The organism is Rhizobium sp. SG741, from assembly GCF_012275435.1.
GTDB lineage: Bacteria > Pseudomonadota > Alphaproteobacteria > Rhizobiales > Rhizobiaceae > Rhizobium > Rhizobium lusitanum.
In genome coordinates this window covers 48,943-67,142 of record NZ_JAAZQP010000015.1, presented here as the reverse complement: position 1 = coordinate 67,142, position 18,200 = coordinate 48,943, and the positions used below count along the sequence as shown (strand labels likewise).

18 protein-coding genes and 1 pseudogene are annotated in these 18,200 nt (G+C 60.8%); 15 read left to right on the top strand and 4 right to left on the bottom strand.

The genetic code is table 11. The features are described 5' to 3' along the window. The first annotated feature begins 78 nt into the window (after nt 1-78). Genes FHT29_RS29120 through FHT29_RS29090 form a run of 7 tightly spaced genes read left to right on the top strand, consistent with a single transcriptional unit; the run spans nt 79 to nt 6,248 of the window. Nucleotides 79-1,050, top strand: a complete 972-nt coding sequence (locus FHT29_RS29120; protein WP_168600733.1) for a thiamine pyrophosphate-dependent dehydrogenase E1 component subunit alpha — start codon at nt 79-81, stop codon at nt 1,048-1,050. Nucleotide 1,051: 1 nt separating this feature from the next. Beyond that, entirely contained in the window at nt 1,052-2,026 is a 975-nt protein-coding gene (locus tag FHT29_RS29115) for an alpha-ketoacid dehydrogenase subunit beta (RefSeq protein ID WP_047558214.1), read from the top strand. 10 nt (nt 2,027-2,036) lie between these two features. Continuing rightward, nucleotides 2,037-3,329 (top strand): acetoin dehydrogenase dihydrolipoyllysine-residue acetyltransferase subunit, encoded by a 1,293-nt coding sequence (locus FHT29_RS29110; RefSeq protein WP_168600732.1) that lies wholly within the window; start codon nt 2,037-2,039, stop codon nt 3,327-3,329. Nucleotides 3,330-3,360: 31 nt separating this feature from the next. Continuing rightward, nucleotides 3,361-3,684, top strand: a complete 324-nt coding sequence (locus tag FHT29_RS29105) for an NIPSNAP family protein (protein ID WP_168600731.1) — start codon at nt 3,361-3,363, stop codon at nt 3,682-3,684. Nucleotide 3,685: 1 nt separating this feature from the next. Then, the gene (locus FHT29_RS29100) at nt 3,686-4,540 is read left to right on the top strand and encodes a hypothetical protein (RefSeq protein ID WP_168600730.1); all 855 of its coding nucleotides are present in this window, start codon (nt 3,686-3,688) and stop codon (nt 4,538-4,540) included. A gap of 10 nt (nt 4,541-4,550) precedes the next feature. Next, the gene (locus FHT29_RS29095) at nt 4,551-5,474 is read left to right on the top strand and encodes a 3-hydroxyacyl-CoA dehydrogenase NAD-binding domain-containing protein (protein WP_168600729.1); all 924 of its coding nucleotides are present in this window, start codon (nt 4,551-4,553) and stop codon (nt 5,472-5,474) included. A gap of 21 nt (nt 5,475-5,495) precedes the next feature. Beyond that, nucleotides 5,496-6,248 carry an SDR family oxidoreductase gene (locus FHT29_RS29090; RefSeq protein ID WP_168600728.1) on the top strand — a complete coding sequence of 251 codons (753 nt, stop codon included), beginning with the start codon at nt 5,496-5,498 and terminating at the stop codon, nt 6,246-6,248. A gap of 11 nt (nt 6,249-6,259) precedes the next feature. Here FHT29_RS29090 and FHT29_RS29085 read toward each other — a convergent pair whose 3' ends face one another. Further along, complete coding sequence (locus tag FHT29_RS29085; RefSeq protein ID WP_168600727.1) at nt 6,260-7,012, bottom strand: NAD(P)-binding domain-containing protein; 753 nt, start codon at nt 7,010-7,012, stop codon at nt 6,260-6,262. A gap of 108 nt (nt 7,013-7,120) precedes the next feature. On the opposite strand from FHT29_RS29085, the gene FHT29_RS29080 reads away from it, so the two are divergent. The 8 genes and pseudogenes from FHT29_RS29080 (at nt 7,121) to FHT29_RS29045 (ending at nt 14,940) form a co-directional block, all read left to right on the top strand. Next, nucleotides 7,121-7,894 (top strand): GntR family transcriptional regulator, encoded by a 774-nt coding sequence (locus FHT29_RS29080; protein WP_168600726.1) that lies wholly within the window; start codon nt 7,121-7,123, stop codon nt 7,892-7,894. A gap of 140 nt (nt 7,895-8,034) precedes the next feature. Beyond that, complete coding sequence (locus FHT29_RS29075; protein ID WP_047558200.1) at nt 8,035-9,144, top strand: branched-chain amino acid ABC transporter substrate-binding protein; 1,110 nt, start codon at nt 8,035-8,037, stop codon at nt 9,142-9,144. A gap of 146 nt (nt 9,145-9,290) precedes the next feature. Continuing rightward, entirely contained in the window at nt 9,291-10,241 is a 951-nt protein-coding gene (locus FHT29_RS29070) for a branched-chain amino acid ABC transporter permease (protein ID WP_047558198.1), read from the top strand. Continuing rightward, complete coding sequence (locus tag FHT29_RS29065) at nt 10,241-11,236, top strand: branched-chain amino acid ABC transporter permease (protein WP_168600725.1); 996 nt, start codon at nt 10,241-10,243, stop codon at nt 11,234-11,236. Before FHT29_RS29070 ends, FHT29_RS29065 begins: the two co-directional genes overlap by 1 nt. After that, nucleotides 11,233-12,063 carry an ABC transporter ATP-binding protein gene (locus FHT29_RS29060; RefSeq protein WP_168600724.1) on the top strand — a complete coding sequence of 277 codons (831 nt, stop codon included), beginning with the start codon at nt 11,233-11,235 and terminating at the stop codon, nt 12,061-12,063. The genes FHT29_RS29065 and FHT29_RS29060 overlap by 4 nt, the downstream gene beginning before the upstream one ends. Further along, nucleotides 11,987-12,736 (top strand): ABC transporter ATP-binding protein, encoded by a 750-nt coding sequence (locus FHT29_RS29055; RefSeq protein WP_047558194.1) that lies wholly within the window; start codon nt 11,987-11,989, stop codon nt 12,734-12,736. Before FHT29_RS29060 ends, FHT29_RS29055 begins: the two co-directional genes overlap by 77 nt. After that, the gene (locus FHT29_RS29050) at nt 12,729-14,024 is read left to right on the top strand and encodes an FAD-binding oxidoreductase (protein ID WP_168600723.1); all 1,296 of its coding nucleotides are present in this window, start codon (nt 12,729-12,731) and stop codon (nt 14,022-14,024) included. Before FHT29_RS29055 ends, FHT29_RS29050 begins: the two co-directional genes overlap by 8 nt. Before the next feature lie 261 nt (nt 14,025-14,285). Continuing rightward, nucleotides 14,286-14,940, top strand: a pseudogene (locus FHT29_RS29045) (IS6 family transposase). A gap of 470 nt (nt 14,941-15,410) precedes the next feature. Here the strand turns inward: FHT29_RS29045 and FHT29_RS29040 are convergent. Genes FHT29_RS29040 through FHT29_RS29030 form a run of 3 tightly spaced genes read right to left on the bottom strand, consistent with a single transcriptional unit; the run spans nt 15,411 to nt 18,199 of the window. Next, nucleotides 15,411-16,337 (bottom strand): HlyD family efflux transporter periplasmic adaptor subunit, encoded by a 927-nt coding sequence (locus FHT29_RS29040; RefSeq protein ID WP_168600722.1) that lies wholly within the window; start codon nt 16,335-16,337, stop codon nt 15,411-15,413. Beyond that, on the bottom strand, nt 16,330-17,004 hold the full coding sequence (locus tag FHT29_RS29035; RefSeq protein WP_080760591.1) for an ABC transporter ATP-binding protein: 675 nt from the start codon (nt 17,002-17,004) through the stop codon (nt 16,330-16,332). Before FHT29_RS29035 ends, FHT29_RS29040 begins: the two co-directional genes overlap by 8 nt. 58 nt (nt 17,005-17,062) lie before the next feature. Beyond that, the gene (locus tag FHT29_RS29030; RefSeq protein ID WP_168600721.1) at nt 17,063-18,199 is read right to left on the bottom strand and encodes an FtsX-like permease family protein; all 1,137 of its coding nucleotides are present in this window, start codon (nt 18,197-18,199) and stop codon (nt 17,063-17,065) included. Nucleotide 18,200 lies beyond the last annotated feature (1 nt).

The window sequence follows — 18,200 nt, the reverse complement described above, 5'->3', positions numbered from 1 at the left end:
TGAGATTTACAGGCAGGAATGGCTTGCAAAGTGTCGACACTTTTGTATTAAATTTGGAATGACATTTAGGAGGGGCTCGTGAAAAACACGCCTTCGGTTGAAGAACATCTCGAAATCTACCGGAAGATGCTGATGGTCCGCCACCTCGAAGAGGGGCTGGGAGCACTGCACAAGGAAGGTCGCACGCGCGGTCCGATCCACCGGTGTGACGGCCAGGAAGCGGTTGGCATCGCGGCCACCGCCGTGCTGGAAGCCGGCGACAAGGTCACGACAACCCATCGCGGACATGCAGTCTACATCGGCAAGGGCATGAAGATGCGGCCGGTCATCGCCGAAATCTTCGGTCGCGAGACAGGCGCCTGCGCAGGCCGCGCAGGCCATATGCTGGTGGCGGATGTGGAAAAAGGTGTCATCGGCGGCAATGCGATTGTCGGTGCCGGCATTCCGGCGGCCACGGGCATGGCACTTTCCATGCAGGTGATGGGCCAGCCCAACGTCGCCATGTGCGTCTTCGGCGATGGCGCGGCGCAGACCGGCATCTGTCACGAAGCCATGAACATAGCCGCTCTCTGGAAGCTGCCGGTCGTTTTCGTTCTGGAGCACAATCAGTTTGGCCTGACCGTGCCGTCCGATGTGCAGTCCTCGGTCAAGGACATCTCCATTCGCGCTGCCGGCTACGGCATGCCTTCCGAGATTGTCGATGGCAATGATGCCGTGGCGATCTATCGCGCGGTCGGCGCCATGGCGGAGCGCGCGCGCCGCTGCGAAGGGCCTGGCATGATCGAGTGCAAGACCTATCGCCTTGAAGGCTTTTCGACCTCCGATATGGGTGGCTACCAGACAGCCGAAGAGATCGCCGCCTGGAAGGCCCGCGACCCATTGAAGATTTCCCGCGATGCGCTGGTGGCCGATGTCGGAGAAACGAAACTGGCTGAGGTCGAGGCCAAGGCCAAGGCAGAGGTGGATGAGGCCTTCGCCACCGCCCTTTCCGATCCGATGCCGCAGTTTGCCATCGACGAAGCATGCAATCCCTACAGCGAGGCACACTGATATGGCCCTGATGCGATATGCCGAAGCCCTGAATGCCGCGCTGCGCGAAGAAATGGCTGCCGATCCCTCCGTATTTATCTTCGGCGAAGACATCGGCCGCTATGGCGGCGTCTTCAAGGTGACCAAGGGGCTGATGGAGGAATTCGGCGTAAGCCGGGTGCGCGACACACCGATCTCGGAGCAGGCGATGACGGCAATGGCCGTGACGGCGGCCATGACCGGTACACGCCCGGTGCTCGAGATCATGTATGCCGACTTCATCCCCCTGTCGCTCGACGCGCTGGTGAACCAGGCCTCGATCTACAACTATATCTGGGACGGCAAGGTGAAGATGCCTTTCGTCCTGCGTACGCAGGGCGGCGGCGGCTCGGGTGCCGGCGCGCAACATTCCAAGGCGCTGGATTCCATGCTGGCCCATATCCCGGGCATCAAGGTTGTCGCACCCTCTACGCCAGCCGATGCCAAGGGCATGTTGAAGGCCGCCATCCGGGACGAGCAACCGGTCGTCTTCCTGGAACACAAGCTTCTCTATAATGTTCGTGGCGAAGTACCCGATGGCGACATCATCGTGCCGCTCGGCAAGGCGGCGACGCTGCGCGAGGGAAAGGATGTCTCCATTTTCGCCACGTCGAAAATGGTAGTTGAGGCGGTCAAGGCGGCCGACCTGTTGCAGGCTGACGGCGTTTCTGCCGAGGTGATCGATCTTCGCTCGCTGCGCCCGCTCGACGTCAGCGCCATCGTCGCCTCGATTTCCAAGACCCACCATGCGGTGGTGGTCAACGAGGGCTGGCGATTCTGCGGTTATGCAGCAGAGCTGTCCGCAACAATCATGGATTTCGCGTTTGACGAGTTGGATGCACCGGTTGCGCGCGTCACGCTGCCGGACATGCCGATTCCCTATTCCGAACCTCTCGAAATCGCGATGCTGCCGAATGCGGACAAGATCCGCGCTGCCGCCCTCGCTACGCTGAAGTGAGGAAACAGGCATGGCAAATCATCCAATCAGCATCGAGAGCGCCGGTGGCGAATACATGGAGTCCGTGCTTGTCGTCAGTTGGGCTGCCAGGCCCGGCGACCGGGTGAAGGCCGGCGACCTGATCGTGACCGTGGAAACGGCCAAGGCCGCGACCGAGGTGGAAGCCAGCCATGACGGATGGCTCGTCCGGATCAATTTTGCCGAGGGACAAGAAGCGCCCGTCGGCGCGGTTCTTGGAATGATTTCCGATACCGAGGAGATAATAACTGAGCCGACCGCCAGCACGCCGGATCCCGTATCAGCGGGAGGCACCTCTGGTTTGGAAAAAGCCGTTGCAGATCCGCTACCCGCCAAGATGCTTCGCGGCACGGATGACCGCATCGTCGCCAGCCCCCTCGCGCGACGGATAGCCCGACAGGCCGGGATCGATCTCGCCGGCGTTATGGGCACCGGACCGAATGGAAGGATCAAGCAGCGCGACGTTGCCAAGGCGCTTGAAGCAAATAACATGCCTGCGGCATCGTATGGTCTTTCATCAACATCTGCTACCGCTGCAATCATGGCAACCGGTTCGCGTTCGATACCGATCGTCCTGCTGCATGGCTTCGGTGCCGACAGATCCGCGTGGCGACAGGTCTTGCCATTGCTCGGCAGGGATATCGAGACACTGGCACTCGACCTGCCCGGCCATGGATCAAGTGCCGATCAGCCAGTGGACAGCATCGAACAGCTTGCCCACCGGGTCTCCGATAGGCTGGAAGCCGAAGGCATCGAACGGGCTCATCTCGTCGGCCATTCCCTGGGTGGCGCCACCGCATTGGCGCTGACGAGCCTTGGGCGCGTTGCCGTTCAATCGGTGACACTACTGGCGCCGGGCGGACTTGGACCGGAGATCAACGGCAGCTTCATCAACGGCTTGACCCGCTCGGAAACACCAGACGCTCTCGATCGCTGGCTGACCGTGATGCTGGGCGAGAATGCGACTTTGCCTCAGGGATATGCCGCCGCCGTCATCCGGCAGATGGAAAAGATCGGCAACCGCGGGGTTCTTGAAGCGCTGGCAGGCAAGCTCTTCGCCAACGACACCCAGGCGTTTGACATGATGCCGGCGCTGAAGGCGCTGTCTGTGCCCACCCGGATCATCTGGGGCCGCTCGGATCGTGTCATCCCGGCGAACCATGCCGCACGCGCGCCGGACTTTGCCGCAGTCCATCTGCTTTCAGGCGTCGGGCATGTACCGCAGACGGAAGCGCCGACCCTGACGGCCCGGCTAATCATGGAAACGGTGCGCAGCGCCGACTGAATGTGAATTCAACGAGAGCAAGGAGCAGATTGTGATCTTCGACCACCGCACTTACACCGCCAAGCCGAACATGCTGCCGAAGTTTCTCAAGCTTTATGAGGAAGTCGGCCTGCCGATGCAACAGCATTATCTTGGCCAGCCCTTCGGCTTTTTCCAGACGCATATCGGCGACCTTTCGCGCACCGTGCACCTTTGGAAATACGACGGCCTTGCCGACCGCGAAGCCCGCCGCGACCGGATGGAAGCCGATCCGGAATGGCAGGCCTACCGCCTGAAGGTCATCGAGACCGACTATCTGCTGAACATGCAGAACCAGATCCTGAAACCTGTCTCCTTCTTCAACCTGGATAAGTAATATGCAACTTCTCTTCTCGGCCGAAGGGCAGAGTTGGCCGATCAAACTGACCGGAGATGCCGAGCGGACACGCAGCGCCATGCTGCGGACCCTGCCGTTCGAACTTCAGCTTCACACGCCGAAAATCGCCGGCAGCCATATCTACTGGCACGCGCCCTTCGTCGAGGATGTGGAAGGCGCGACCCACGTGTTGGATGCGAAGGCTGGTGCCTTCATCTACTGGCCAGTCCGCCAGTTCCTGGAAATCACCTTTGCCCCGCTGCAGGCCGAGACCGCCCAGGTGACCGTGCTCGGCCATCTCGATGCACCCATCGAGGGGATAACGGCGCTGGCAGCAACATTGAAGCGGGACCAGGGCCGCCGGATCCTCTCCGGCAGCCTCACGCTGACCGAGGGAGAAATGCCTGCACCAGCTCCGGCATCCGGCTTGCCGTCCGATATTCTCGAAGCCCGCACCCGGTTGTGGGTTGCATGTCCCGAGGATATTTCTCGCGTGACGGCCTCCCGTGCCATCATGCACCCTGCGGGCCCTGTCTTCGCTGCGGAAGCCGAGGCGCGCGTGCTGCACGAACTGCTCTGGTGGATCCGCGCCGAGCACGGCCAGCGTGACGAGCAGGTGCTGCGCCAGACGGCGGCACTGGCGCTCAACAAGTGTGCCACCCGACTGCGCGACTTCTGCCACATGGAAGAAACGCCGAAGCTGCTCTTCCGGCTGGAAGCCGCCATGACCGAACCACTTGCCTTCGACACCCTGCTGGATGAGGCAATCATCATCGCGGGCCGCGTCGGCGCCTGGCTCGATCTCCTCATTCCATGGAACGACCTCAACGAGGCGTTTCGCAAGGCGCTTGATTAGGAAAACGCTCATGCAGAAGCTTACGATTGGCGTAGTCGGCTTTGGCGTCATCGGCCAGAGATGGGCTGCGGCCTTCGCCCATGCAGGCCATGATGTTCGCGCCTTCGATCCGGATCCGGCGCGGGAATCGGCCTTTGGTCAGACTTTGCCCGGCCTGATATCGGATCTGGATGCGCTTGGCGCAACGAATGCACCACTTGGGAAAATCGAATTCTTCACCTCGCTTGCGGAAGCGCTTTCCGCCGTCGCCTTCGTTCAGGAAAATGGCCCCGAAAAGATCGAACTGAAGCGCAAGCTGCTGGCCGAAATCGAAAGCCATGTCGGCGATGAGGTGGTGATTGCTTCTTCCTCCTCGGCGCTGCTTGTGACCGACATGCAGACGGAGTGCCGGGTTCCCGGTCGCATCGTGCTTGGCCATCCGTTCAATCCGGTGCATCTGATGCCGCTGGTGGAAATCGTCGGTGGCACGCTGACGGCGCCCGAGGCGCTTCAGCGTGCGAAGGTCATCTATGACGAGATGGGAAAGAAGGCCGTGGTGCTCAACCGCGAGATCACCGGCCATCTGGCCCTTCGGCTGATGGGCGCCATGTGGCGCGAGGCGATTGCCCTTGTCCGGGATGGCGTTGCCTCCGTCGAGGATGTCGATCGCGCCTTCATGTACGGCCCGGGACCGAAGTGGACGCTGCAGGGATCCTTCATCTCCAACCAGCTGAATGCAGCCGGCATGGAGGATTTTCTCAGGAAATACGGCCCTACCTATCAGGCAATCTGGGACACGCTGCTGGACGCGAAGCTCGATGAAGCGACCATAAGTGCCGTGGCTGCTTCTACCGCCGATGCTGTGAAAGGCCGAGGCCAGGAACAGCTGAAGTCCGAACGCGAAGCGGGCCTTATCACCATGCTTCAGGGCGTCGCCAGGCATGGCGCGCTGTAGCATCACCCAAGGAGCTGTCGGATGGACTATCGCAATGCACTTGTCACCGGCGCCTCAAAAGGCATTGGTGCTGCCATATCGGCAGCGTTGGTCAAGGAAGGCATCATCGTTCATGGCCTCGGCCGGGATCGCGCGGCGCTTGATGCGCTTGCGGATCAACTGGGACCCGCTTTCCGGCCTCTTGCTGCTGACGTCCGGGATCATGCCGGTATTGCGGATCTGCTGGGCGATACCAAGATTGATATTCTCGTCAATAACGCCGGTGGCCTTTCGACCGTCCGGCCACTGCACGAGCAGACAGCCAAGGAAACCGCAGAGGTCATCGCCCTGAACCTCACCGCACCACTGCAGCTGATCCGCATGCTGCTGCCCGGCATGATCCAGCGCCGGAGCGGGCACATATTCAACCTCACGAGCACGGCCGCCTCTGCCGTTTTTCCGGGCACGACGGGTTATGGTGCTGCAAAGGCCGGTCTCTCCCACGCAGGGCGCGTGCTGCGCTACGATCTGGCCGGCACTGGTGTGCGGCTGACTGAAATTGCGCCGGGGCGGGTCGAAACGCAGTTTTATCTCAAGGCCTTCGAAGGCGATAGTGAGACATTACGTGAGAAGATGTATACGCACCAGAGGCCGCTGCATCCCGAGGATATTGCGGCCGTGTTGATATCGACGCTGAAGCTTCCTTCGCACGTCGATGTCGCCGAAATGATCGTGTCGCCAAGCGAGCAAGCGGCAGGCGGCCATACCTATCCTGTTGCTCAGCGTCGGGAATAAGGGGAACCTCCTCAGGCAGGTTCGGCAGTCAGCTTGGAAAGCACGGCCTCGCAAGCCTCCTGCCATGCCTGCGGCTGCCCGCGATCAGCAAGAACCTGCAGGCCGAGCTCGGTGATCCCGCCGGGCGTTACCAGTTCCGTCAGCATTTCCTCCATCGACTGGTCCTTCTCGGCAATCAGCCGCCCCGCCGCCACGAAGGTCTGGGCAACCAGCTGGCGCATGGTCTGCGGGTCAGTTCCCTGTTGCGTACACCACTCTGCACTCCGACGGATCAGATCCTGCGCCCAGCCGTAGATGGCTGCATTGACGGTAGCCACCTCGAATTCCTGTTCGCTGCGCAGTGCCATGGTGGGTCCGATGCGCTCGACGAGTTGGCGGGCCTCCGGAATATCCGGGAAGAAGACCGTGGGGCTCGCATTGATTTCCGCCGCTGTCAGCGGCATTGCCCGCGCGAGGCGCGCCGGGGCGACCGGCAGATCGCTCAACGGAACGCCGGCGCAGACGGAGACAACGACCTGGCCAGTCCGCCACGGAAGTCCGGCAACCGCACTGGCCGCGTCCGCAGGGCGCACGGCAAGCAGCACGACATCTGCTCTGGCGACAAGATCCGCCGCGTCCCTGCACACCTCAAGGCCGTAACGGGCGGCGAGTTCGACCGCCTTGCCGCGTGGCGACAGCAGGATCGTTTCCGTGATTCCCGACCGCACAAGGCCGGCCAGAATGGCCGATGCCAGATGGCCGACACCCAGAATTCCAAGGATCATCACAAACTCCCAGCTTGAAATCTTGCGCTTGCGCTTGGCGCGAAGTTGATAAAGAACGTTGCATAACTATCTGTCGACACTCGATTTCGACAAACCGACCGGGGCACCATGACTGAGACGAGCGAACCCACTCCCACCGATACCCTGCCGCCCGGAGCGGAAACCGAAACCAGGCGATCCGCAGATGGCAGCGAGCGGGCCTACAACACCATCCGCAAGCTGCTCGTCGAATTCAAGCTGAAGCCGGAGGAGCGGATCAACGAGGTCCATCTTGCCAAGACGCTCGGCGTTTCCCGCACGCCGATACGCGAGGCTCTGAACAGGCTCGCCTCGGAGGGCTTCGTCTCTCTGACCCCCAATAGGGGCTTCTTCGTGCGCAGTCTCAGCACCGAAGGCCTTCTCGATCTGTACGAACTGCGTTCCATCATCGAGTGTGCCGCATTTCGCCTGATGTGCGACCGTGCCGATGACGACCAAATCGACAGGCTGCGCAGCTACTGGGATGCGATCGTCGATGGATACCGGGATCATCCGCCGGATGTCATCCTGACGGAGGACGAAGGGTTCCACCTTCTCATCGCCGAACTCTCCGGCAATCCGGAACTGGTCAACCAGCTTTCGGCAATCAATGCCCGTATCCGCTTCATCCGTCGCATCCAGATCGAGCACCGGAGCCACGACAAGAATCAGGTCTCGTCCCATTCGGCAATCGTTGCGGCGGCAATCCGGCGGGATGTGGAGGGCGGCGTGGAATTGCTGCGGCAGCATATCGAAATGACCGTGTCGGCTACGCAGCAGGCGCTGAAGGACGCCCTGCTGAAGGTGTTTTCCCCAGGCGAGCCGACAGCACGAAAGCATCGCGGCCGGGCTCGCAGTGCCTAACGATTAGACGATGAATAAATTGAACGCAATAGTGTCGACACTTTCTTGACGTGCCCCTCAATGTCTGCTTCCATGTCTTCATCGACACGAAGACCGGAACGGCCTGTCGAATGCGATCGGCTAAACACAAGGGGAACACAATGAAGTTCATCGTCTCGCTCTCTCTCGGCGTATCTCTCATCGCCGCACCTTCCTTAGCCAAGGACATGACCATCGGTCTGGCCGGCCCGCTCTCGGGTCCGCAGGCCTATTTTGGCTCGACCTGGCACAATGGCTTCAAGCTCTACATCGACAAGCTGAACGCTGCCGGCGGCGTCAACGGCATCACGGTCAAGATCGACCAGGAAGACGACAAGGCCGACCCGCGCGAAGGCACGCTCGTCGCCCAGAAGTTCTGCGACAACGAGGATGTCGTCATCGGTCTCGTGAACTTCAATTCCGGCGTCGCGCAGTCCACGCTGCCGATCTATGAGGATTGCACGCTGCCGACCATGACCTTCGGCTCGAACCCGGCGCTGACGCAGCAGGGCTACAAGTACATGGTCCGCCCGGTCGCCAACGACTTTGCCGGGGCGCTGCTGCCGGCCGAATATGCCCTGCAGAAGCTCGGCGCCAAGTCCGCCATGGTCGTCAACGACAAGCAGGTCTTCGGCCAGGGCATTTCCGAAATCTTCGGCAAGAATTTCACTGCAGGCGGCGGCAAGCTGCTAGACACGCTATCCGTTGCGCCGACCGACGTCGATTTCACGGCTGTTCTCGCGCAGATCAAGACCAAGAACCCCGAGGTGATCTATCTCGGCGCCGTCATGCCGCAGCTGGCGCTCTTCGCCAAGCAGATGCATGAGCAGGGCGTCAAGGCCACACTGCTGGTTCCGGATGGCGGCTACACGCCTGACTACATCTCGCAGGCCGGCCAGGCCAATGTCCAGGGCTCGCTGGTCGCAGTCCAGGCCCCGCCGATGGATGCATCGCCGGCGATTGCCGACTTCGCCAAGCAATATAAGGAGAAGTTCGGCTCCGAAGCCGGTCCTTACTCCGTCTACGGCTATGTCCAGGGCCAGATCCTCGAAGCCGTGCTGAAGAACGCCAAGGGCCTGACGCGTGCCGACATGAACACGGGACTTCACAACGTGAAGGTCGACACCGCGATTGGCCATCTCGAGTTCGACGATGTCGGCGAACTGAAGGTCGCACCGTCCTACCTCTACAAGGTCGATGGCGACAAGTTCACGCTGATCGGCCAGAAATAAGCTAGTATCGCATCCGGCCAGAAACGCCGGCTGGATCTTCATCGCGCAGCCAGCCACAGGTGATACCCGTGGAGCGCGGCTGCGCATTCTTACCTCGCCATACGCCGCCGATCCCCGGATCGCCGGCGCCTGCTGACGGGATTGCGATGCTGGGTACAATCATTCAACAAACCGTCAATGCCCTGACGATCGGCTCCATCTACGCGCTGATCGCCCTGGGCTACACGATGGTCTACGGCGTCCTGCGCATGATCAACTTCGCCCATGGCGAGATGTTCATGCTGGGCGCTTACGCCGCCTTTCTCGGGCTTTCCCTATTCATCGGCGATATCGGCGGGGCTGGAGCCTTTGCCCTGACGGCCATCTTCTTCGGCGCCGTCATTGCCGTCGGCCTCGTCGGTGTCGGCATCGAACGGATCGCCTACAAGCCGCTGCGCAATTCGACTCGGCTCGCCCCGATGCTCTCCTCGCTGGGCGTCTCGCTGTCACTGGTGACCGGCATCCAGATCCTGGTCGGCCCGCAACCCGTTGGCTTCCCGAGCTTCTTTCCGGCAACGCGCCTGGATGTGCTCGGCGGCACGGTAACGCTCGTCCAGATCGGCATTCTCATCGCGGCCTTCGTGCTGATGTTCGGCCTCTATATCCTCGTCAACCGCAGCCGCGCCGGCATCATCGTCCGCGCCGTCTCCGAAAGCCGGCCGACAGCACAGCTGCTCGGCATCAACGTCAACCTGGCAATCTCGCTGGTGTTCTTTTCCGGCCCGCTTCTCGGGGCTGCCGGTGGCATTCTCTATGCCAGCTACTACGGCATCATGTCGCCATCCATGGGCGCCGTCATCGGCCTGAAAGCCTTCACGGCTGCCATTCTCGGCGGTATCGGCTCGATCCCGGGCGCCATGCTGGGTTCGTTCATCCTCGCCTTCGTCGAAGTGGCCGGCACGGCCCTGCTGCCCATCGTCTCCGGCGGGATACTCGGCACGGAATACCGTGATGTCCTCTCCTTCGCCATTCTCATCCTCGTCCTTCTCGTCCGCCCGGCCGGCATTCTCGGAACGCCGGTCTCGGAAGAGAGCATGGTCTACAAGAGGGAGTTCTGATGTCCTCCACTGACACCACCATGCAATCGACACCACGGACAGGCAGGCTCGTGCCGATCGTCGTCTTTGTCATGGCGATTGCCCTCATCGCCCTGACACCCTTTCTCGGCAACTACTACATCCGCGTCGTCAACGGCCTGCTCATCTACATCCTCCTGGGGATCGGGCTGAACATCGTCATCGGCTATGCCGGATTGCTCGACCTAGGGTTCGTCGCCTTTTATGCCGTCGGCGCCTATACCTATGGCCTGCTCGCCAGCGCGCAGCTGGGAATACACCTGCCCTTTCTGCTCATCGTCCTGATCGCAGCCCTCCTCGGCATGCTTGTCGGTATTCTGCTCGGCGTTCCCGTGCTGAAGCTCAGGGGCGATTACCTTGCCATCGTCACGCTTGGATTCGGGGAAATCATCCGCATTCTCGTCAACAATATCGACTGGCTCACCGGCGGCCCGAAAGGCATCGCACGCCTCGACAAGGCATCAATCTTCGGCATCGAGATCGCCAAGCCCGTCGATTTCTACTGGCTGCTTCTGGCGACCGTGCTGATTGTTGCAACCATCGTCTGGCGCATGGAGAAATCCATTCTCGGCAAGGCCTGGGCGGCCATCCGCGAAGACCAGGACGCGGCCCGCGGCATCGGCATCAATACCACCAATGCCAAGCTGGCCGCCTTTGCCACCTCGGCGACCATCGGTTCGATCGCCGGCGTCATCTTTGCCGCGTCGCAGCGCTTCGTCAGCCCCGAGAGCTTCTCGCTGCAGGAATCGGTGCTCATCGTGCTGATGATCGTGATGGGCGGCATCGGCAACATTGTCGGCATCATTGCCGGTGCGGCAATCCTCATCCTGTTGCCGGAAGTGCTCCGGGAATTCGCCGAATGGCGCATCCTCTTCCTCGGGCTTCTGATGATCGCCCTGATCATCCTGCGGCCCGCTGGTATCGTGCCGCGCAGCTTCGGGCCGGAACGACTTATGCGGGGGCTCTTCGGAAAATGACACTCGTCTTCGACAATCTCCGCAAGCAATACGGAAACAACGTCGCGATCGATGCCGTCTCCACCCGCTTCGAACCGGGCCTGATCCACGGGATCATCGGCCCGAACGGTGCCGGCAAATCGACGCTGATCAACATGACGGCCGGCTCCTACACAGTGTCGGCGGGCTCCATCAGCCTGGATGACAGGAAGCTGAGCGGCCTGAAGAAATACCAGATCGCCAATGCCGGCATTGCCCGCACCTACCAGAACATTCGCCTTTTCGACCAGATGACCGTTCTGGAAAACCTGGAAGTCTGCTTCTATCCGCAGGAAGTCGGGCAGACCTGGAAAGAAGTGATCTGGCCGCCGTTTGCGAAGAAGCGTGAGGCGCGGCGGCGGGATGTCTGCATGGAGCTGCTCTCCTTCTTCAATCTGCAGGGTTATGCCAATGCCTATGCCGGCAGCCTGCCCTACGGACGCCAGCGCATGCTGGAAATCGCCCGTGCGCTGGTGGTTAATCCGAGGGTACTGCTGCTCGACGAACCGGCCGCCGGGCTTAACCACCACGAAACTGCAGAGTTGACAGCCAAACTGTCTGAGCTGAAGTCGCAAAATCGCGTCATGATCATCGTCGAGCATGACATGGCCCTCGTCATGGCCCTGTGCGACCGCATCGTGGTGATGCATCATGGCAAACTGCTTTTCCAGGGAACGCCCGCCGAAGTCCAGGCGAGCTCCGATGTTCAACTTGCCTACCTAGGAACCGCCAATGACATCGACGACATCAAGGCCGCTGCTCAAGATCGCCGGGCTCAGCTCGGGATACGGACGCGTCGGCGTTCTTGAAGGCGTCGATCTCGAGGTCGATGAACGCGAGATCGTCGTCATCCTCGGGCCGAACGGCGCCGGCAAGACCACGCTGCTGAACTCCATTTCCGGCGTGGCCAAGGCCACCGCGGGAACCATCGAGTTCGACGGCAAGCCGATCACGGGCGCGCGGCCGGAACAGGTGGTGCGCATGGGCCTTGCCCACTGCCCCGAGGGCCGGCAGATCTTCCAGCGGCTGACCGTCGAGGAAAATCTGGTGGCCGCGCATATCGGCCGTGGCGGCAAGACCTTCGAGGCGCTCAGGAACGAGGTCTTCGAGCTTTTCCCGATCCTGAAAGAACGCCGTAACGGCATGGCCAGCCGCATGTCCGGCGGCCAGCAGCAGATGCTTGCCATCGGCCGCGCGCTGATGGCCGAGCCGAAGCTGCTGATGCTTGACGAGCCATCGCTCGGTCTTGCACCTAAGATCATCCAGCAGATCTTCCACATCATCCTGGATCTTTCCAGGTCCGGCATCTCCATCCTGCTTGTCGAGCAGAACGTACAGCTTGCGCTGGAATGCAGCGACTACGCCTACCTGCTGAACACCGGCCGCGTTCGCCTGCACGGGCCGGCGCAGGAGCTTGCGGCTCATTCCGACATCGGCGATCTTTATCTTGGCGGCGCCACGGAGGAGACCCTCCATGTTTGACGTCGACTGGACGACGCCGCATCTCTGGCGCAAGACGACCAGGACGCGGACAACCGCCCCCGCCCTCCACGGGGACATCAAGACGGATGTGCTGGTCGTCGGCGGCGGCTTCACCGGCATGGCATCGGCCTTGGGCGCCCGCGACAGCGGCGTCAACGTCATCATGCTAGAAGGCAACGAGATCGGCTCCTCCGCCTCCGGGCGGAACAATGGCCTCGTCATATCGCACCACTCCAAGGCCTCGCCATCGGAGTTCGAGGCGAGCTACGGCAAGCAGCATGGCGAGCGCTATAACCGGATGGTGGCGCAGGCGGCGGGCGTCGCGTTTGGGCTGATGCAGCGCTTCAACATCGACGCGCACCAGGTGCAGCAAGGCTGGATCCAGCCTGCCCACACAGAAAAGACGCTGGCCCGCGCCCGGCAATTCCACGACGAGTGGAAAGCCTTTGGCGCTGACGTTTCGTGGCTGGACCAGGACGAAGCAACGGCGCGCATCGGCAGTCCATATCTGGGCGGCTGGATGGTCAACAATTCCGGGCACATAAACCCGTTTGCCATGACTGTCGGCCTGGCCGAAGCCATCGAAAGCGAGGGCGTGACGATCTTCGAAAACTCGCGCGCCCTGCGGATGGAGAAAGTAGATGCCGGATGGCGAGTACATACTGCATCAGGCAGCGTAACCGCGCCCCAGGTCGTGCTGGCCACCAACGCGCTGACCAACGATATCTGGCCGGGCCTGAAGCGGACGCTCATTCCCTTCAAGGTGTTCCAGGCGGCGACAAATCCCCTGTCCGAAGATCTCCGCAGCCAGATACTGGTGGGTAATCCCGCTGTATCGGACATGCGCAATGACCTGCGCTATTTCCACTACGACGTCGACAACCGGCTGGTGAGCGGTGGAACACACACATTCTGGCTCAATGAAGCCGAGCGCGGGCGGACCAAGTTGGCTGCCATGCTTGCAAAGGCTTTCAAGGCTTTCGGCGGCAAACCTGAAATGAATGAATACTGGCACGGGACATTCGCTGTCGTGCCTGATCGCAAGCCCCGGCTTTACCGCCTGGCACCCGGCGTCGTCTTCGGTGGAGTCTATTCCGGACGCGGCGTGGCACTCTCCTTGTCCCTTGGCCAGGAGATCGGCCGGTGGGCTGCTGGCCGCCGAGCCGATGACGAGATGCCGCTTCCGGTGACAGACATGAAATCTGTGCCATTTCACTCTGCTGCGGTGCAGATAGCAAACCGGATGCATGCCTGGAACCGGCTGCAGGATCGCGACCGCTCGACGTAAAAGCTTTCTGGCAGCTGTTTGAGATTTACGGAGCCGCCACCATCTCTTACCAAATGTTTTTAAGGTCTTGAACCATATCGAACCGTCGTGTGCTCAAAGAGGATAGGATTTCACTGAAAATTCCTGCCCTTCACCTTGAGCGTATCGATATGAAGATCTGGCGTTTATCCCGAGCCGGATACTATGCCGAGCCCGTTCCCTAGAGCGTTTCGGCATCGGCAATTTAACGAAAAGCTGGAATTCGATGTGCGATGACCGCCCATGACAGACCGTGATCCCCTCTATCGCCGCCATCGCTTTCCCGCTGAAATCATTGCTCATGCGGTCTGGCTGTATTTTCGGTTTCCGCTCAGCCTGAGGATGGTCGAGCACATGCTGGCGGCTCGCAGGATCATTGTCTCCCATCAGACGGCTGTGGGCGAACTTTCGCCAATGAGATCCGCCGCCGCTCAGCCGGTCGGCTGGGCGACAAATGGCACCTCGACGAGGCCGTCGTTTCGATCGGCGGCAAGAAGCACTGGCTGTGGCGCGCTGTGTGGTGCAAAGCCGCCGCAATACCAAGGCGGCCAAGCGTCTGATGCGCAAGCTGTTGAAGAGCCTGGGCCGAGCGCCGCGGGTGATGATCACCGATAAGCTTCGATCTTACGCCGCCGCAAAGCGGGAGATCATGCCCGGCGTTGAGCATCGCTCCCACAAAGGGATGAACAATCGGGCGGAGAATTCTCACCAACCAGTCCGGCGGCGAGAGCAGATCATGAAGCGCTTCAAGTCACCGCGACATCTACAACGCTTTGTCTCCATCCATGACCCGATTGCCAACCTGTTCCGCATCCCCCGCCACGACATTCCCTCCAGCCATCATCGCGAATTGCGAGCAGCGGCGATGATCCTGTGGGCGAAAATTGGCCGAGTATGACCGACGAACTCTGCCAACGCCATGGTTTGGCCTCGTTGCCGTTAAGTTTACGATGCCCAATGAATTATGGAACTTGCTATGTCTGCTCTTTTCGAAGTGCCTTCGTTGCCCCCTTTTTTCTAAAGACTTTTACTAGACGAAGAATGTCATTCGATGTGCCTGGGTGACCGTTGCGTGCGGAAAACCAGGCCGCCTGAACCTTTGTAAGGGATCGCCGAAATAAGACAAGATTCACGATATCGGGACAGAACAACGTCCTGTATCGGCAGGCATTGGCGCCCCTCCCTTCGACGCTTCTGTGGCCTTGCCGAAAGCTTGCGACAAAGCCCAACAGGATTACTGATCGGTCGAAGTCACGGCCATTGAATATCCACGAGCTCCCGGAAATGGAAGAGCCCTCATGCTCCAACCAACATTCCCGTGCGGTTTGCGAGAGAGCCCTCTTGACACGCCCCCTCGCTCGGCGACCCTCATTTAATCACCCGCACGACGACGCGTTGCCCGATCGCCAATGGCGCGTCGCGCGCGATGGTTATAATGCAGTTCGCCGCTCTCACATCGCTTCGCTCGCCGGTATTCTCCGCCGATTTCGGGCCCGTCAAAACCTTGGAAATCCGGCTGATCCTGCCAGAAACGGATTGAGCCGTCCGCCCTTCGGCGGCGATTTCTACGTTCATACCGGGACCGACAAGACCGAGATACTCCTCGGGAATATCTGCGCGCACAATTTTCGGTCCATCTGGAAGCAGGACGAACATTTCGGTCATCGCCTGGGTGGATACAGCTTCCCCGGCCTTAACGGCCTGGCGGACGACTATGCCATCGGCGGGCGCCGTGATCGACCGCACGCTTATTTCCCGCTTGGCGATTTCGAGGCGTTCGCGCGCAACCGACACTGCCGATGCGGCGGAATTGGTTTCGATCGCCTGGGATTCATAAGCGTCCCGTGCATCGCTCAGCGCCTGCTCGGAAACGGCTTTGCCGGCCGCGGCGCGCCGCATTCTCTCAAGCGTTTTCGACAGGTTCTTTACCTTGAGTTGAAGAAGCTTGTAGTGATCCTCTGCCTGCGCCAGCTCCGCTTCGGCGATCCGTAGGGAAGACGCTTCCTGCCGACTGTCGAGGATGGCGAGAACATCGCCCTTGCGGACATAGGCGCCTTCCGCTGCTTCAACCGCGGCAACGACCCCATCGCGCACGGCGGTTATTCGGTAGAGCCCTCCTTCGACATCGACGGTCCCGCGGGCCGCCGCCGCAATCGCCAGCGACGGCGGTTCGGCGGCATCGGGGTTTTCACCGGCCTTTGGTATGCCGACGGTCAACCACAGGAGGCATAGGGTCACGGAGGCGCCCAATATTGCGGTCGCCAAAACACGGGGGGAACGCTTCAACTTATCCATGCCAGTCCTCTTGTGTATCGATGCCGCGCCCAGAAACAGGCCGCCGGTCAGACAACAGCCGCCCATCCTCCATGTTGAGAACGCGGTCTGCCTTCGAAAAGAGACGCGTATCGTGGGAAACACACAGCACCGTTGTTCCCAATTGCCTTGCCGTCTCGCGCAGGATCTCGACGATCCTCAACCCATTGCTGCTATCCAGAGCGCTTGTCGGCTCGTCAGCGAACAATATGGCCGGCTCTTTGACGATCGCTCTTGCTATGGCGACGCGCTGCTTTTCGCCACCGGACAGATGCGAGGACCGCAGGTGCTGGCGCTTGAGCAGGCCGACGCGGTCCAGCGCGTCCAGCGCCCTGAGGCGAGCCTCTTCTTGCGGCACGTTCAGATAATCGAGCGGCACCTGCACCTGCTCGAGTGCCGAAAGGGCCGGAAACAGGTTGAAGCCCTGGAAGATGAAACCGCAGTTGTGGAGCCGAAAGGCATCCCGTTGCGTGTCGGTCGAGCACGACAAGTCGGTATCTCCCGCCCGAATGGTGCCGCTATCGGGCTCCGTCATGCCACCAAGCGTCGCCAGCAGTGTGCTTTTTCCACACCCCGAGGGGCCGCTGAGCACGGTGAACTCGCCACTGAAGATCTCGACGGAGATGTCAACGAGCGCGTTCGTTCGCATGCCCTGCACCGTGAACGACTTATATAGGTTTAAGGCCGAGATAGCGGGGCGCACGGTATCACCTCAACAATGTCGCCGGATCGGCTTGGCGAAGCCGACTTACAGCCAGAAGGCATGCCAATATGGCGACCACAAGCACGACGACCGATGCCGACGCTATGACGACCCCGTTAAGTTCGAACGGAACCTTGTAGATCAGTGCTATGAAGCCAATAGCAGCGCTCAGCACTCCGTTGATGATCAACCCGGTGAACCCAACCCAGGCGGCTTGCTCTATGACGATTTTCCTCAATCCACTGAAGGGAACGCCGAGGGCCCGAAGCGTGGCGTATTGCGGGATCGTTCCCGCAACGGCAGCCATCAAGGTCTGGCTGGTAATGAGAGCGCCGATGGTGGCAGCAATCAGTGTCGCAAACACAAAAGCGATGCCGGCGCCGGAATCGAACAGCATGTAGCTCGTCGACATGTCCGCAAGTTTCCTTGCCGCCCAGATTTCGAAACGCTCGATCGGAGCACGTTCGTTCAGATGGCTCAAAACGCGTGACTGTTCACTCTCCGCGGCGATATTAAACAGGAAATAGGTGGCGCCTCCGTCGGCAGGCAGCGTTTGATCAAGGGCCCGCGCTGTATCGAGCGAACCGACGACATTCACGCCTCCCAGGCCACGCAAACCATCGATGAAGCCAATGACATGCACGGTGTGACCATTCACTTCGGCGAGATCGCCAGGTTCGATCGAAAGCTTGTCGCTATCGGCCGCGTCGATGACAACTGCGGCCGGCTCGCGAAGCCGATTGCGCATGTTTGTCGGAACAACCCGCGCCAGCCCCACGCTATCGGACTGCACATCGATCCCGACGACCGTTACACTGACGCCGCCGCCGCCATGGATGCCGCGCCAATCCCCCGATCCTAGAAGAAATGGTTCGACATGCGAGATCGCCGGCTCCGCATAGAGGCTCGTCAGCACGCCGGCCGGGACGGTACGCCCCAGCTCGACGCTCTGAGTGCCGGGAAAGCCTAGCCAGTAACTCGCATCCGACTGGGTGACATAGAGCGAATTCGCGCTGACGATGCCGAGGAGCAGCGCGCCTTGGGCTGTCATCAACAGTCCCGAAAACGCCACTGCTGCAACGGCCGGCAGAAACCGTCGCCATTCGTAGAGAAGCGTCTTGCGTGCGATCGCCACTGCCATG

What these genes read in the sequence shown, in the direction of transcription:
- FHT29_RS29100 (WP_168600730.1), top strand. Translation starts at nt 3,686, where the DNA reads ATGCAACTTCTCTTCTCGGCCGAAGGGCAGAGTTGGCCGATCAAACTG.
- FHT29_RS29055 (WP_047558194.1), top strand. Translation starts at nt 11,987, where the DNA reads ATGACATCGACGACATCAAGGCCGCTGCTCAAGATCGCCGGGCTCAGC.
- FHT29_RS29085 (WP_168600727.1), bottom strand. Translation starts at nt 7,012, where the DNA reads ATGATCCTTGGAATTCTGGGTGTCGGCCATCTGGCATCGGCCATTCTG.
- FHT29_RS29095 (WP_168600729.1), top strand. Translation starts at nt 4,551, where the DNA reads ATGCAGAAGCTTACGATTGGCGTAGTCGGCTTTGGCGTCATCGGCCAG.
- FHT29_RS29070 (WP_047558198.1), top strand. Translation starts at nt 9,291, where the DNA reads ATGCTGGGTACAATCATTCAACAAACCGTCAATGCCCTGACGATCGGC.
- FHT29_RS29090 (WP_168600728.1), top strand. Translation starts at nt 5,496, where the DNA reads ATGGACTATCGCAATGCACTTGTCACCGGCGCCTCAAAAGGCATTGGT.
- FHT29_RS29080 (WP_168600726.1), top strand. Translation starts at nt 7,121, where the DNA reads ATGACTGAGACGAGCGAACCCACTCCCACCGATACCCTGCCGCCCGGA.
- FHT29_RS29115 (WP_047558214.1), top strand. Translation starts at nt 1,052, where the DNA reads ATGGCCCTGATGCGATATGCCGAAGCCCTGAATGCCGCGCTGCGCGAA.
- FHT29_RS29110 (WP_168600732.1), top strand. Translation starts at nt 2,037, where the DNA reads ATGGCAAATCATCCAATCAGCATCGAGAGCGCCGGTGGCGAATACATG.
- FHT29_RS29035 (WP_080760591.1), bottom strand. Translation starts at nt 17,004, where the DNA reads ATGCGAACGAACGCGCTCGTTGACATCTCCGTCGAGATCTTCAGTGGC.
- FHT29_RS29050 (WP_168600723.1), top strand. Translation starts at nt 12,729, where the DNA reads ATGTTTGACGTCGACTGGACGACGCCGCATCTCTGGCGCAAGACGACC.
- FHT29_RS29040 (WP_168600722.1), bottom strand. Translation starts at nt 16,337, where the DNA reads ATGGATAAGTTGAAGCGTTCCCCCCGTGTTTTGGCGACCGCAATATTG.
- FHT29_RS29065 (WP_168600725.1), top strand. Translation starts at nt 10,241, where the DNA reads ATGTCCTCCACTGACACCACCATGCAATCGACACCACGGACAGGCAGG.
- FHT29_RS29030 (WP_168600721.1), bottom strand. Translation starts at nt 18,199, where the DNA reads ATGGCAGTGGCGATCGCACGCAAGACGCTTCTCTACGAATGGCGACGG.
- FHT29_RS29060 (WP_168600724.1), top strand. Translation starts at nt 11,233, where the DNA reads ATGACACTCGTCTTCGACAATCTCCGCAAGCAATACGGAAACAACGTC.
- FHT29_RS29075 (WP_047558200.1), top strand. Translation starts at nt 8,035, where the DNA reads ATGAAGTTCATCGTCTCGCTCTCTCTCGGCGTATCTCTCATCGCCGCA.